The 12,862-nt window shown below is 69.4% G+C and carries 16 protein-coding genes; 14 read left to right on the top strand and 2 right to left on the bottom strand.

Annotated features, from left to right (window positions below; all coding sequences use genetic code 11):
- Positions 1-6 precede the first annotated feature (6 nt).
- From AC07NS_RS03325 to AC07NS_RS03335, 3 genes are read left to right on the top strand one after another with little or no spacing between them, the layout of a single operon-like run.
- On the top strand, positions 7-534 hold the full coding sequence (locus tag AC07NS_RS03325; RefSeq protein ID WP_494601429.1) for a phage tail protein: 528 nt from the start codon (positions 7-9) through the stop codon (positions 532-534).
- Positions 509-1,087: a GNAT family N-acetyltransferase gene (locus AC07NS_RS03330; protein ID WP_494601430.1), complete on the top strand. Its 579-nt coding sequence runs from the start codon at positions 509-511 to the stop codon at positions 1,085-1,087. Before AC07NS_RS03325 ends, AC07NS_RS03330 begins: the two co-directional genes overlap by 26 nt.
- Positions 1,088-1,118: 31 nt before the next feature.
- Entirely contained in the window at positions 1,119-1,934 is an 816-nt protein-coding gene (locus tag AC07NS_RS03335; protein WP_494601432.1) for a hypothetical protein, read from the top strand.
- Between the two features lie 4 nt (positions 1,935-1,938).
- Here AC07NS_RS03335 and divL read toward each other — a convergent pair whose 3' ends face one another.
- Positions 1,939-4,248, bottom strand: coding sequence for a cell cycle protein kinase DivL (gene divL / locus AC07NS_RS03340; RefSeq protein WP_494601433.1), 2,310 nt, complete (start codon positions 4,246-4,248; stop codon positions 1,939-1,941).
- A 123-nt stretch (positions 4,249-4,371) separates the two neighbouring features.
- Between divL and AC07NS_RS03345 the strand changes: the two genes are divergently transcribed.
- From AC07NS_RS03345 to AC07NS_RS03365, 5 genes are all read left to right on the top strand, one after another.
- Positions 4,372-4,773 (top strand): metallopeptidase family protein, encoded by a 402-nt coding sequence (locus tag AC07NS_RS03345; RefSeq protein ID WP_494601435.1) that lies wholly within the window; start codon positions 4,372-4,374, stop codon positions 4,771-4,773.
- Positions 4,770-5,192, top strand: coding sequence for an SWIM zinc finger family protein (locus AC07NS_RS03350; RefSeq protein ID WP_494601437.1), 423 nt, complete (start codon positions 4,770-4,772; stop codon positions 5,190-5,192). The genes AC07NS_RS03345 and AC07NS_RS03350 overlap by 4 nt, the downstream gene beginning before the upstream one ends.
- A gap of 251 nt (positions 5,193-5,443) precedes the next feature.
- Entirely contained in the window at positions 5,444-5,635 is a 192-nt protein-coding gene (locus AC07NS_RS03355; protein ID WP_494601439.1) for a hypothetical protein, read from the top strand.
- Between the two features lie 28 nt (positions 5,636-5,663).
- Entirely contained in the window at positions 5,664-6,557 is an 894-nt protein-coding gene (locus AC07NS_RS03360) for a LysR substrate-binding domain-containing protein (protein ID WP_494601440.1), read from the top strand.
- Between the two features lie 34 nt (positions 6,558-6,591).
- A complete protein-coding gene (locus tag AC07NS_RS03365; RefSeq protein ID WP_494601442.1) occupies positions 6,592-7,077 on the top strand; it encodes a tetratricopeptide repeat protein in 486 nt (161 codons plus the stop codon).
- 182 nt (positions 7,078-7,259) lie between these two features.
- Here the strand turns inward: AC07NS_RS03365 and AC07NS_RS03370 are convergent, their stop codons facing one another.
- Positions 7,260-7,964, bottom strand: coding sequence for an NAD-dependent deacylase (locus tag AC07NS_RS03370; protein ID WP_494601443.1), 705 nt, complete (start codon positions 7,962-7,964; stop codon positions 7,260-7,262).
- A gap of 157 nt (positions 7,965-8,121) precedes the next feature.
- Between AC07NS_RS03370 and AC07NS_RS03375 the strand changes: the two genes are divergently transcribed.
- The 6 genes from AC07NS_RS03375 to AC07NS_RS03400 all read left to right on the top strand — a co-directional run bounded on the left by AC07NS_RS03375 (position 8,122) and on the right by AC07NS_RS03400 (position 12,850).
- Entirely contained in the window at positions 8,122-9,246 is a 1,125-nt protein-coding gene (locus AC07NS_RS03375; RefSeq protein ID WP_494601444.1) for a ferritin-like domain-containing protein, read from the top strand.
- A gap of 300 nt (positions 9,247-9,546) precedes the next feature.
- Positions 9,547-10,080 carry a lipocalin family protein gene (locus AC07NS_RS03380; protein ID WP_494601445.1) on the top strand — a complete coding sequence of 178 codons (534 nt, stop codon included), beginning with the start codon at positions 9,547-9,549 and terminating at the stop codon, positions 10,078-10,080.
- Positions 10,081-10,083: 3 nt separating this feature from the next.
- Positions 10,084-10,635: a lipocalin family protein gene (locus AC07NS_RS03385; RefSeq protein WP_494601446.1), complete on the top strand. Its 552-nt coding sequence runs from the start codon at positions 10,084-10,086 to the stop codon at positions 10,633-10,635.
- 248 nt (positions 10,636-10,883) lie between these two features.
- The gene (locus AC07NS_RS03390; protein ID WP_494601447.1) at positions 10,884-11,387 is read left to right on the top strand and encodes an STM3941 family protein; all 504 of its coding nucleotides are present in this window, start codon (positions 10,884-10,886) and stop codon (positions 11,385-11,387) included.
- Positions 11,388-11,638: 251 nt separating this feature from the next.
- Entirely contained in the window at positions 11,639-12,097 is a 459-nt protein-coding gene (gene mmcB, locus AC07NS_RS03395) for a DNA repair putative endonuclease MmcB (protein WP_494601448.1), read from the top strand.
- Positions 12,098-12,334: 237 nt separating this feature from the next.
- The gene (locus AC07NS_RS03400; RefSeq protein WP_494601449.1) at positions 12,335-12,850 is read left to right on the top strand and encodes a hypothetical protein; all 516 of its coding nucleotides are present in this window, start codon (positions 12,335-12,337) and stop codon (positions 12,848-12,850) included.
- Positions 12,851-12,862: the final 12 nt, after the last annotated feature.

The following is a 12,862-nucleotide window of genomic DNA, read 5'->3' on the forward strand; positions in this document are numbered from 1 at the left end:
CCAACCATGAGCGAACCCTTCGTCGGCGAGATCCAGCTCTTCGCCTTCAGCTACGCGCCCTACCAATGGGCTCTGTGCAACGGCGTGACCATGCCAATCCAGCAGAACACCGCGCTGTTCTCCCTGCTGGGCACCCAATACGGCGGCAATGGCACGACCACCTACCAGCTGCCCAACCTGGTCAACCGCGGCGTCTCCAACCAGGGCCAGGGCGCGGGCCTGTCGGACCGCACCATCGGCGAGAGCTTCGGGACGTCCACCGTCACCCTGACGACCAGCACGATCCCGCAGCACACCCACGCCTTCCAGACCTATAGCGGCGGCACCGCCACGCGGTCGGCCGCCCCCACTTCGGGCGCGCTGATCTCGCAAGGCGCCACCAAGGTGTTCCTGGCCGCCCAGTCGCCTAATACGTCCCTGGCGCCCAACACCATCCTGCCCACGGGCGGCGGTCTGCCGCACGAGAACAACTCGCCGCTTCTGGCTCTGAACTGGTCGATCGCGCTCTATGGCGTCTTCCCCAGCTTCAACTGACCTGACGGCGTCGGCGGCGGGACCTGTCCCGCCGCCGCACTTCGCACCCGCGAACTGGCGAGCGAAGGGCCTGGCCCTTCGCTCGATCCGTTTCGAGGACGTGTTCTTCCTGCGCGACCTCTACGCCGACCTGCGCGCCGAGGAACTGGCGGCCGTCGATTGGCCGCCGGCCCAGAAGCGCGCCTTCACCGACAGCCAGTACGACCTGCAGGACGCCCATTTCGGCCGCGCCCATCCGCACGCCTGGCGGCTGATCGTCGAGCGGCGCGGCAAGTCCGTCGGCCGGCTCTATCTGGACAACACGCCCGAGGGCCTGCTGGTGGTCGACATCGGCCTGCTGGCGCTGGTGCGCGGCAAGGGGATCGGCGGCGACCTGCTGAAGGCCGCCCAGGCCCAGGCCCGCCGCCAGGGCGCGCCCGGCGTCTGGCTGCACGTGCTCAAGGACAACATCCGTGCACGGACGCTCTACGAGCGTCTCGGCTTTACGACCACCGGCGAGACCGCGACCCACTGGCGGATGGACTGGACCGCGCAGGGCCCCGCCCCGCCTTGACACCGGCCTCCCAGCCCATCGTCATGCCGCGATGTTCGGTTTCCCGCGCAAGAAGCCCCTGAGGCTCGTCCCGTTCGCCGAAGCTCCGCCGCGCGGCTTCACGCCACTGCTGTGCGACGGCGTGACCGCGCACCACCTGCCCTCGTTCGCCGCCCTGCTGGAGCTGCACGCCCGGCTGCAGGCCGAGCATCCAGACCGCCGCGTCCTGGCCACGCTCGACGACCTGGGCCAGGCCTTCTACACCTCCGGCCACGGCGTCGACGCCCACGAGCTGGACGACATCACCGGCCACGACCTTTCCGCCCTGCCCGCCGAGGCGTTCGAGGACGGCCGTCATCTGGGCTGGTTCAGCACCTCGGCCGAGTTTCCGCTGCGCCTGGCCAATCTGCAGGCGCGCGCCCGCGAGGTCGAATTCGACCAGGTGGTCGGCCTGCTGGACTGGGAAACGACCGGCGACGCCAACGACCCGGTGACGGTCAACGGCGATCCCGACGCCGCGCTGCGGCTCGCCCGGGAGAAGGAGGTCCTGTTCCAGTTCGTCCCCGTGACCGCGGCGGCCGACCTGATAGCGGCCTTTCCCAACGGCTATTTCGCCGCCGACCTCAACCCGATGCAGAACCATGCCCTGGCCCGGCGGCTGGAGACCGCCCACGGCCTCGACCTGTTCGGGATCGGCTCGCGCTTCCTGGCCTTCCGCCGCGTGGCGCCGCTGGACGGCGAGACGGCGCGGGCCGTGGCCAGCGAACTGGCCGCCTTCTACGCCGGGACGCCGCCGAGCGGGGCCGAGGCCCTGGCGCGCCTGCTGACCGGCCGCGACTGGCTGCTGCTGCGCTACACCGAGAGCTGAAGGGCTAGAACCCGAACTCCGGCTGGGCCGCGCCGGGGTGCTGGGTTTCGGGCAGGTGGCAGGTGAAGGTCGAGCCGGCGCCCGGCTCGCTCTCCAGCGCCACCCAGCCGCCGTGCAGCTCGACCAGCGCCTTGACCAGGGCCAGGCCCAGGCCCGGACCGCCGCGATCGCGGCCGACGAAGCGGTCGAAGATGTGGGCCTGGACGTGGAACGGCACGCCCCGACCCGTGTCGGTCACATGCAGCTTGACCTCGCCCAGGGCCCGCGTGGCCGAGATCGTCACCTTGCCGCCCGGCGGGGTCTGGCGCAGGGCGTTCTCGACCAGGTGGTCGACGGTCTGGTTCAGGCGCTTGGCGTCGCCGCGGATCAGCCCGACGTCGTCGTCGCAGATCACTTCCAGGGTCACGCCGCCGATCTCGGCGTCCTTGCCGCCGCGCTCGAAGGCGCCTTGCAGCAGGTCGCCGACGCGGATGTCCTCGATCTCCAGCGCCATCTCGCCGGCGTCGATCTGGGCCATGTCGAGCACGTCGTCGATCGAGCGGGCCAGCTGGGTGGCGGCGGCGCGCACGGCGGCCACGTGGCCCTTGCCGCGCTCGTGCAGGCCCTCGGCCCGCTCCAGCAGCTCCGAATAGCCGATGATCGTCGTCAGCGGGGTGCGCAGCTCGTAGGAGACGTTGCCGACGAAGTCGCGCTTCAGCCGCTCGGCCTCGGCCAGGGCGGCCGAGCGGTCGGCCAGGGCGCTTTCCAGGTGGCGGGTGTCGGTGACGTCGGCGAAGGCGATCAGGGTCGCGCCGTCGGGTAGCGGCCGGCTCTGGTAGACGACGATGCGGCCGTCCGAGGTGCGCACCTCGCCCGAGGTCGGCGCGCGCATCTGCGGATCCGGATCGGCCACCCGGCCCTTCAGCTCGCGCCAGAAGGTCAGGTCGTGCAGGCGGCGCACGCACAGCTCGACCACGCCCTCGAAGTCGCCGGCGGCCTGGAGAGCCAGGGGCGTGACGTTCCAGAAGGTCTCGAAGGCCTCGTTGTGCAGGCGCAGGCGGCCGTCCGAACCGAACACGGCCACGGCGTCGTTCAGCTTGTCGAGCGTGGCCTGCTGCACCTGGATCAGGGCGTTGTACTGGGCCTTCAGGCGCAGCTCGCCGGTGATGTCGGAATAGAGAAGCAGCATGCCGCCCAGCGGGTGGGGCTGGCGCACCACCTTCAGCGTGCGGCCGTCGGGCAGATCCCACAGCTCGTCGGCCTGGGGACCCAGGTCCTCGTAGCGGGCCAGCTCGGCCGCCTTCCACTTGGCGTAGTCGACCGTCTCGGGCAGGCGGCGGCGCTGGCGCAGGCGGTCGAGCACCTCGCCATGGGTCGGCCGCTCGGCCAGCCACGCGGGCTCCAGGCCCCAGAGGTCGGCGAAGGCGGTGTTGTGGAACGACAGGCGGCGGCTGGCGCTGAAGATCGCCACGCCGTCGGCGATGTGGTTCAGGGTCTCGTCGTGGGCGGCGACGTGGTTCTTCAGCGTCTCGCGGACGTCTTCCACCTCGGTGACGTCGGCGCTGAACACCCCGGCCCCGCCGCCTTCCAGCGGCTTGACGGTGAAGCGGAAGGCCCGGCGGCGGCCGTCGATCGGCGTCCAGCGCACGGTCTCGCGGCGCTCGCCCTTGGCGGCGGTCTCGACGGCCAGGGCGTCGACGGCGCGGTCGAAGGTCTTGCCGTCGCGGGCGGCCTGGAGGGCGTTGTCGACGCCGGTGGCGCGCAGATAGGCGGCGTTGGCCCAGGTCGGGGCGCCGTCGGCGGCGGCGATCCAGGCCGGTTCGGCCAAACCATCGACGAAGGCGGCGAAGCGGGCGGCGCTGGGCAGGCCCGCATCGCCGGTCTGGGCGGCCAGGCGCAGCCAGGCCAGAGCGCCGGCCGCGCGGCCCTCGACGATCACCCGGCCGCCGGGACCGCGGGCCTCGAAGGCGCAGGCCTCGCCGCGCTCGAACAGGGCCTTCAGGCGGGCGGCGTGGTCGGGATCGCCGGCGGTCAGGGCTTCAACCACCGCGTCGGGGTTGGCGGCCACGTCGAGCACCTGGGCGCAGGCGGCCAGGCTGTCCTCGCCGGAGACCAGGCGGGCGGCGCCGTCCTCGACCGCGACCAGGGCGTTGTCGAAGGCCTCGGACGAGGCCTGGGTGGCCAGCGAGCCGCTTTCCAGCTCTTGCAGGCGGCGCAGCATGGCGGCCATGCGGGCGTCGAAGGCGCGCCGCTGGGCCAGGGCCCACAGGGTGGCGCAGATCGCCAGGCAGACCGCGCCGGCCGCCGCGGCCAGGATCAGATCAAGCGATGTCATCCGGCGTGTCGCTAGGCCCCAACAAGGCGGAAAGGTCGAATCAGATTTGGCAGCTTAGACCGGCGACGTCGCAAGCGCGATCAACCCCTTCCCCACGCGGCGAATGACGCTATTTCAATCCTCATGACCTGGACCGACCGCCTCGCCCCCTCGCTGGACGACTTCGCCGCCCTGGCCAAGGCCGCCTTCGACGCCCTGCCCGAGGACTTCCGCCGCCTGACCGGCGACGTCGTCTTCCGCATCGACGACTTCGCCACGGACGACGTGCTGGCCAGCCTGGGCATCGAGGATCCGTTCGAACTGACGGGCCTCTACCAGGGCGTGGACCTGTCGCGCCGCTCGGTGTTGGACAGCCTGCCCAACCCGTCGATGGTCTTCCTCTATCGCCGCCCGATCCTGGACGAATGGAGCGAACGCGGCGACGTCACCCTGGGCGAACTGGTCGAGCACGTGCTGGTCCACGAGATCGGCCACCATTTCGGACTGTCGGACGACGACATCCACCGCATCGAGGACGAGGCATGAGCCTTTTCGACACCGAAACCTGGCGCGAGCGCATGGACGAGCGCTGGTTCGAAAGCGGCGTCGCCATCGCCGAGAAGGGCGACGTCGACCTGGTGGCGATCGAGGACGACGCGGTGACCGCCCACGTCACCGGCAGCGCCGGCGACCTCTATGTGGTCGAACTGCGCAGCCCCGCCGGCGAGGGCCGCTGCGACTGTCCGGGCTTCGAGAAGTTCGGCGCCTGCAAGCACCAGGCGGCCGTGGTCGTGGCGTCCAACGGCCTGGACGAGCCGGGCCTGCAGGCGGTGCGCGACCGCATGGCCCGCCTGCGCGACGGCCTAGCCCTGGACAGCCGCGAGGCGCTGGTCGAACGCCTGATCGACCTGGCCCGCCACAACCCGAAGGTTCTGGCTACGCTTGAGGGTAACAGCGATAGCTAAAAGCAATCGATCAAGACTTACTGGAGATACCAGAGGATAAAACGGCGATTATCGCCCGGTTTCGCTCAATGATCGGTGCGTAAAAGCACAATATCCCTCGTCACGAGAGTTTGCGATTGAATATCACGGATTCTGCGCAATACTTTCCGCAGATTCGTCGGAGGTTGATGCAACACCGCTGACGACTGGCCGCCCGACGCTCCACGACGTGGACGCGTGGCGGTCAGCCGCGTTGCGAGAGATTGCGTCCCGTGTTCACCCCTCGCGCCAAGGTCGACAGGCCGGAGAACAAGACCCTCGTGGTCCTGCTCTCGGCCTTGCAACTGACGGCCGTGGTGCTGGTATGGCTGGTCGCCCTGGTTCCCGCGGCGCTGGCGGCCCTGGCCGTCATGCTGTGGAAGGCCAGCCGGCCGGCGCCTCCGGGCAAGTTTCCACCAGCCTGAACCCGCTTTTCGAGTCCCCGTCCCGTCCATGGAACTGCGCCACGTCCGCTATTTCGTCGCCCTTGCGGAGGAGTTGAACTTCACGCGGGCGGCCGCGCGCCTGGGCATCGGCCAGCCGCCGCTGAGCCAGCAGATCCGCGACCTGGAGGCCGAGATCGGCTATCCGCTGTTCCTGCGCCGCCCGCACGGGGCCGAACTGACCGAGGCCGGCCGCGTCTTCCTGGCCGAGGCCCGCCAGATCCTGGAGCAGGCCGACCGCGCCTTGCAGGCCGCCCGCCGGGCCGGCGGCGGCCATGTGGGGGCGCTGCGGGTGGGCTTCACCTCGTCGGCCAATTTCCACCCGGCGGTGACCGAGGCCTTCGCCGTCTTTCACTGGAAATATCCGGACGCCAGCCTGATCGTCGAGGAAAGCCATTCGGCCCGCCTGGCCGAGCGGCTGCGGCGCGCGGAATTGGACGCGGCCTTCGTGCGGCCGGGCAATGTCGCGGTCGAGGGGCTGGACCTGCTGCCGCTGGGCGAGGAGCCACTGGTGCTGGCCCTGCCGGCCGGCCATCGCCTGGCGACCCAGGCCCGCGTGCCGGTGGCGGCGCTGCGCGGCGAGCCGTTCGTGATCTTCTCCCAGGGGATCGGCCGCACCTTCCTGGGGCTGATCCGCGAGGCTTGCGCCCAGGAGGGCTTCGAGCCCGTCGTCGCCCAAGAGACGCCGCACATCGTGGCGATGATCAACCTGGTCGCCGCGGGCCTGGGCGTGGCCATGATCCCCGGCTCGATCGCCCAACTGGCCGTGCGCGGGGTGGTCTATCGCCCGCTCGACGGCGCGACGCCGAAGGTGCCCCTGGCCCTGGCCACCCGGGCCGGCGACGCCTCGCCACTGGTGCGCAACTTCCTGGAACTGATCCCGCAACCGGCGGCGAAGGACTAGGCCGCCCCGCCGCGCCTGTGCCATAGCTGGGGCGATGATCGAGACCGAAGCCCTGCTGCACATCGCCTGCGAAGCCGAGCAGGCCGGCGACTACGCCCGCGCCCGAGAGGGCTACGCCCGCTGCGCCGACCTGGGCGACATCACCGGCCTGACCAACCTGGCCTACATGCACGACACGGGCCTGGGCGCCCCGCCCGACAAGGACGAGGCCATGCGCCTCTATCAGCGGGCCTGGCGGCAGGCCCGCTGCACGGTCGCGGCCAACAACATCGCCATCCTCTATCGCGAGCGCGGCGACCACCGCGCCATGGTCCGCTGGTTCGCGCGCGGCGCGGCGGCGGGCGACGGCTCCGCCTGCCTGCAACTGGCCAAGTGCTACCTGCAAGGCATCGGCGTGCGGCGCTCGGTCGAGGCGGCCGTGCGGTGCCTGGCCAAGGTGCTGTCGTCCGACACCGTCTGTGAGGACGACACTGACGAGGCCGAGGCGCTGATGGAGCAGTTCCGGCCGCGCCTGGCCTAGGGCCGTATCGGCAATCAAACGTTCGCGACTTTCAAATCCGAGCATCCCCGCGAAGGCGGGGACCCAAGCTGGATTTCAGGATGAGGCGCGGCTCTGGATTGATTGCGACCTCGGCTTGGATCCCCGCCTTCGCGGGGATGCTCGGCGAAAAATGAGCCCAGGCCGATGAATGCCGAGCCGCCTCAGGCCAGCACGCTCTCCACCCAGCGCGGCACCACCTCGCCGGCCGGACCGTAGAGGCGCTCGTCGAAGGCCCGGGCGTTGTCGGAGGGTTCGAGATTGATCTCGCAGGTGCGGATCCCCATCCGCCGCGCCTCGCCCACGAAGCCGGCGGCCGGATAGACCGAGCCAGACGTGCCGATGGCGACGAAGAGGTCGGCCTCTTCCAGGGCGTCGAAGATCTCGTCCAGGAACAGCGGCGTCTCGCCGAACCAGACCACGTGCGGCCGCGCCATGCCGGCCTCGCCGCAAGCCGCGCAGACCGCCTCGCCGTCGAGCGGCCCCGGATCGGGCCGCATCGCCTGGCAGGCATGGCAGCGGATGACGGCCAGTTCGCCGTGCATGTGGACGACGTCGGTCGAGCCGGCCTTCTCGTGCAGGTCGTCGACATTCTGGGTGCAGAGGAAGAGCCGCCCGCCCCGCGCCGCCAGTTCGGTCTGAAGCCGCGCCAGGGCGAAGTGGGCGGGGTTGGGCGCCGCCCCGGCCAGGTTCTCGCGGCGGGCGTTGTAGAAGGCCCTCACCTTGGCCGGGTCGCGGGCGAAGCCCTGCGGCGTGGCCACTTCCGAAAGGTCGTACTGGGTCCACACCCCGCCCTCGTCGCGGAAGGTGCCCAGCCCGCTCTCGGCGGAAACCCCGGCTCCGGTAAGGACAAAGACGTTGAGCCCCATGGCGACGTTTCTCTTTCTGCTTCAAGCGACTGCGACGAAGGTGACGCCGTCGTCATTTTTAATTTGACCGTACCGGAAGTTTGAGTGGACAGTGTTCACTCGACGAGAGACCCGCGCCAGACGGGGCCCCGCCGCGCCCATAGGAGAGGAGCCGACCGTGACGGACAAGAACATCACCAAGGACGCCATGTACGACGCCGTGGCGCCCGACGACTTCGAGTCCATGCTCGAGCTCGACCGGTACAACAACCGCTCGACCGCTTTCGACAAGATCATCTCGGCCACTCACGACCACTTCTGGGACCCGCTCGACAAGGCCTATATCGATTTCGACGAGCCGTTCGACATGGAGAACCAGCCGCTGGTTCCCGAGGAACTCGTCATCGCCCTGTCGACCGACTACGTCTCCAACCACCTCTCCGATCCCAAGCAGCGCACCCGCTTCATCAACCAATCGGTGCTGCGCAGCTTCTCGTCGATCCTGCACGGCGAGCAGGGCGCGCTGAACCTGTCGGCCAGCCTGTGCCACGTGCTCAAGGACCAGGGCGCCCAGGAATACGCCGCCAACCAGACCCGCGAAGAGGCGCGCCACGTCACCGCCTTCGCCAAGTACATCAAGGCCCGCTGGGGCAAGCCGGTCGAGTGCGGCCCGGCGCTGAAGACCCTGCTGGTCGAGATCATCGCCGCCCCCGAGGTCTACAAGAAGATCATCGGCATGCAGATGCTGGTCGAAGGCCTGGCCATGGGCGCCTTCGCCACCTTCTTCAAGGAAATCCACGATCCGCTCGGCAAGAAGCTGCTGCAGCTGGTGATGACCGACGAGGCCTTCCACCACAAGTTCGGGAAGATCTGGGCCGACCGCACGGTGCCCAAGCTGACCGCCGAAGAGCACGCCATCATCGAGGACTGGGCGGCCCACTGCTTCCAGACCCTGCTGTTCAACCTGGTTTCGCCGCACCAGCAGCTGGATCTCTACCGCGAGTTCGGCCTGGATCCCGACAAGGTGGTCGAGGAGTACGGGAAGATCATGACCGACGACCTGCGTCGGGAGAACATGAAGGAGCAGACCAACATCTTCCGGGTGCTGGTGAAGACCCTGCTCAACGCGGGCATCATCACCGACCGCACCAAGGCCTTCTACGCCATGTACGTCGACCTCGACGAACTGCGCGCCGAGGGCGACCGGATGGTCGGCGACGACATCGCCGAGGAAGGCATCCGCCACCTGCAGGCCATCAACTTCAAGGACCGCGTCGCCCCGGTCACCATCGCGGCGGAGTAGGAAGCGCGCTCACCCTAAACTCCCGTCATTCCCGCCCTTATGGCGGGAAACCCTGGTTCCGTCCGCAAGGGAAGTGCAAGCGGCGTGCTAAGCACGCCGCCCCATCCTCATCTGCGGCTGACAGAGGGGTTCCCGCCACAAGGGCGGGAATGACGGGATAATATTGGACGGCCTGCACGGCCCACGAACGCGGCGCGCCGGGGAACACCCCCGCGCCGCCTTGCGTTTGCTTCCGTTCAGGGGATGAACTTGAGCAGGGCGAAAAAGCCCGCCTTCCCCAGTACGCAGCAAGGTGTCGGAATGCGAGCAAGCCTGATCACCGTCGCGGCGGCGCTGACCGCCGTCACCGCCATGGCGCCCGCGATCGCCTTCGCCGGCGCCCAGCCGCCGTCCAAGCCGGTGGCGGCGGCCTTCTATACGGGCAAGTGGTACGAGATCGCCCGCACCCCCAATTCGGGCCAGCGCAACTGCGAGGCCCCGACCACCGAGTTCACGGCCAAGACCGCCGACAGCTTCTCGGTGCGCCAGGTCTGTCGCCGCGACAGCGCCGACGGCAAGGCCCGCACCTTCAACACCACCGGCAAGATCGTCGCCGGCAGCGAGAACGCCAAGTTCTCGATGAGCTTCCTGGGCGGCATGAAGAAGCAGGAATACTGGGTGCTCGACCGGGCCGACGACGAGTCCTGGGCGATCATGGCCACGCCCGGCGGCAACTTCGTCTGGCTGCTGTCGCGCAAGCCGGTGATGGACGAGGCGGCCAAGGAGGCGGCCCTGGCCCGGGTCAAGGCGCTGGGCTACGCCAAGCTGGTCTTCCCGCAGCAGCCGGAAGCCTGACGCATGCGGCGCGTCTCTCCAGCCATCGCCGGCGTCATCCTGCTGACCCTGGGCGCGGCCTTCGCCTGCGCCGCCCGCCCGACCGGCAACCCTGCCCCGCCGCAGCCGGCCAAGAGCGTCGAGCTGAAGCGCTACCTCGGCCTCTGGTACGAGGCCGCCCGCTACGACTTCCGCTTCGAGAAGGGCTGCGACGGCGTCACCGCCGAATACGCCCTGCGCCCCGACGGCCTGGTGGAGGTGCGCAACACCTGCCGCCAGGGCGGGCCGGAAGGCGTCGAGAAGGTCAGCCTGGGTAAGGCCAAGCTGGTCGACAAGACCACGGGCGCCAAGCTGAAGGTGTCGTTCTTCGGTCCGTTCTTCGTCGGCGACTACTGGGTGCTCGACCACGCCGACGACTACAGCTGGTCGATCGTCGGCGAAGGCTCGGGCCGCTATCTCTGGCTGCTGACCCGCGACAAGCCGACCCCCGCCCTGACCCAGGAACTGACCGACCGCGCCAAGGCCATGGGCTACGACGTCTCGCGGCTGCGGGTGACGAAACACGCGCCGGGCTAGGCGCGTATCGTCATTTCGCGACCTCCAGATCCGTCTCTCCCCGCGGAGGCGGGGACCCAAGCTGGCTTTCAAGACAAGGCGCGGCCGTGGACGATCCTCGGACTCGGCTTGGGTCCCCGCCTTCGCGGGGATGCTCGGTGAAAAATGAGCCCAGGCCGGTGACCGTCGATCCCACCGAGCGCGAGCGGCGCTGTAGCGCTCGCCCGCCGGTCGTGGCAGGCTCGCCCTCGTCATCGACGGGGGCGTCCATGGAACGAAAAGTCATCGAGAGCGCGCGGTGGAAACTGGCGCTGGGCTTGGCCGGCAGCCTGGCCTTCGTGGCGCTGGGCGTTTGGCTGATCGACACGACCAAGGACGACGAGCGCCTGATGCCCTGGCTGTGCATGCTGTTCTTCGGCTTCTGCGCCGCGGCCTGCCTGGTGCAGCTGCTCAAGCCCCAGCGGCTGGTGCTCGACGCCGACGGCTTCCAGGTCGAGGGCGGGCTGAAGCCCGGCGGGAAGGTGGCCTGGGGCGAGGTGGAGGCGTTCTTCGCCTGGAAGCTGCCCAAGGGCGGGACGATGGTCGCCTGGCGTCTGCGCGAAAAGCCACAACAGTACGCGCCCGTGGGCAATTTCGGGCGCGGCCCCGGCGTCGATGGCGTCCTGCCCCGCACCCTGACCGTCGGGACCAAGGCCCTGCTGGTCGAGATGGAGGCCCGGCGCACGCGTGGCTCCTCGGCCCCAGCCGTCGCACCGCCGGTGCTGGTGGACTAGGGCCTGGCGGCGCTCACACGCTGACCCCCTTTCACCGTGCATCCCCGCGAAGGCGGGGATCCAAGCCGAGGCTGAGCATGGCCCACGGCCGCGCCTCCTGAAAGTCAGCTTGGGTCCCCGCCTTCGCGGGGAACGTCGGATTTGGGAGAGCGGAACGCCGGCGTCCGCCTCGCCGAACCGCACGAGGCCGCCGAAGACCCGGACGAGCCGCCCCGCTTGCGCAGCGAACAAAGATGGAACATGGTGGCGTCATGGACGTCGTCGTCGACATCGCCTTCTCCCGCCCGGAGACCACCCTGGCCGTCACCCGCGGGGCCGCGCGGCTGCTGGTCGATCTGGGCTATGCGCCGCTGGCCGAGGTGACCCTGCCCAACGGCCGGCGGGCCGACCTGATGGCCCTGGGCCCCAAGGGCGACATCGTCATCGTCGAGGTGAAGTCGGGGCTGGAGGACTATCGCGTCGACCGCAAGTGGGGCGAGTACGGCCCCTATTGCGACGCCTTCCACTTCGCCGTCGCCCCGCACTTTCCGGAGGGGATCCTGCCCGAGGAGCCGGGCCTGATCGTCGCCGACGGCTTCGGCGGCGCCGTGGTGCGGGCCGCCCCGGTCACGCCCCTGGCGCCGGCCCGACGCAAGGCCCTGACCCTGGCCTTCGCCCGCCTGGCGGCCCTGCGCGCCGCCGGAGTCGCCGCCGAGCGCCTGTCGATCTGAAAATAAACCATCCCTGCGACATTCTGTCCGAACACAACTCAAGATGACACCAAAACAGGGAAAGACCCCACCCTGCCCTATAGGGAAATGCCGATCTAGAGTTGTTCATTGGTCGACTACCGGACATTCCTGGTTAGTCGGATAACGTCGTGATTTAGGCGGCGTTACCTCTTCTTTACGTCCGGCGCGCCATCACCCCGCTCATAAGCCCAACAAAGGGCAGGGGATTTCAACAGAATGTCGAAGACGAAACCCGCAGCGGCGCTGGCCGCCGCGCTCCTCATCATCGCGCCTCTGAGCGCTCACGCCGACGCCGCCAAGGACATCCAGATCGCTGGCCGCGCGCTGACCTTCCTCGAGAACGGCCCCACCGGCAAGCAAGTGCTGGGCGTGGTGTTCGATCCGTCCAAGCCGGCCTCGGTCGCCGAGAAGAACGCCGTCATGGCCGCCATCGGCGGCGGCATGAACACCGGCGCCCTGACCCTGACGGCCAAGCCGGTCGAAGCCGGCGCCGTCGGCGGCGTCAGCGGCGTGGCCGCCCTCTACGTCACCACCGGCGTGAACGTCGGCGCGGCCGCCAAGGCCAAGAAGATCATCACCATCGGCTCGGACGCCTCCTGCGCCGCCAGCGGCGCGTGCGTGATGAGCGTGTCGGCCGACCCGAAGGTCGAGATCATCGTCAACCGTTCGGCCGCCGCGGCCGTCGGCGCGGTCTTCAAGTCCGCCTTCCGCATGATGATCCGCGAAGTCTGATCCCGGCCAGCT

The organism is Caulobacter sp. GW821-FHT10A10 (assembly GCF_059415745.1).

What these genes read in the sequence shown, in the direction of transcription:
- AC07NS_RS03360 (WP_494601440.1), top strand. Translation starts at nt 5,664, where the DNA reads ATGGAACTGCGCCACGTCCGCTATTTCGTCGCCCTTGCGGAGGAGTTG.
- AC07NS_RS03335 (WP_494601432.1), top strand. Translation starts at nt 1,119, where the DNA reads ATGTTCGGTTTCCCGCGCAAGAAGCCCCTGAGGCTCGTCCCGTTCGCC.
- AC07NS_RS03400 (WP_494601449.1), top strand. Translation starts at nt 12,335, where the DNA reads ATGTCGAAGACGAAACCCGCAGCGGCGCTGGCCGCCGCGCTCCTCATC.
- AC07NS_RS03385 (WP_494601446.1), top strand. Translation starts at nt 10,084, where the DNA reads ATGCGGCGCGTCTCTCCAGCCATCGCCGGCGTCATCCTGCTGACCCTG.
- AC07NS_RS03365 (WP_494601442.1), top strand. Translation starts at nt 6,592, where the DNA reads ATGATCGAGACCGAAGCCCTGCTGCACATCGCCTGCGAAGCCGAGCAG.
- divL (WP_494601433.1), bottom strand. Translation starts at nt 4,248, where the DNA reads ATGACATCGCTTGATCTGATCCTGGCCGCGGCGGCCGGCGCGGTCTGC.
- AC07NS_RS03345 (WP_494601435.1), top strand. Translation starts at nt 4,372, where the DNA reads ATGACCTGGACCGACCGCCTCGCCCCCTCGCTGGACGACTTCGCCGCC.
- AC07NS_RS03390 (WP_494601447.1), top strand. Translation starts at nt 10,884, where the DNA reads ATGGAACGAAAAGTCATCGAGAGCGCGCGGTGGAAACTGGCGCTGGGC.
- AC07NS_RS03325 (WP_494601429.1), top strand. Translation starts at nt 7, where the DNA reads ATGAGCGAACCCTTCGTCGGCGAGATCCAGCTCTTCGCCTTCAGCTAC.
- AC07NS_RS03330 (WP_494601430.1), top strand. Translation starts at nt 509, where the DNA reads ATGGCGTCTTCCCCAGCTTCAACTGACCTGACGGCGTCGGCGGCGGGA.
- AC07NS_RS03380 (WP_494601445.1), top strand. Translation starts at nt 9,547, where the DNA reads ATGCGAGCAAGCCTGATCACCGTCGCGGCGGCGCTGACCGCCGTCACC.
- AC07NS_RS03350 (WP_494601437.1), top strand. Translation starts at nt 4,770, where the DNA reads ATGAGCCTTTTCGACACCGAAACCTGGCGCGAGCGCATGGACGAGCGC.
- AC07NS_RS03370 (WP_494601443.1), bottom strand. Translation starts at nt 7,964, where the DNA reads ATGGGGCTCAACGTCTTTGTCCTTACCGGAGCCGGGGTTTCCGCCGAG.
- mmcB (WP_494601448.1), top strand. Translation starts at nt 11,639, where the DNA reads ATGGACGTCGTCGTCGACATCGCCTTCTCCCGCCCGGAGACCACCCTG.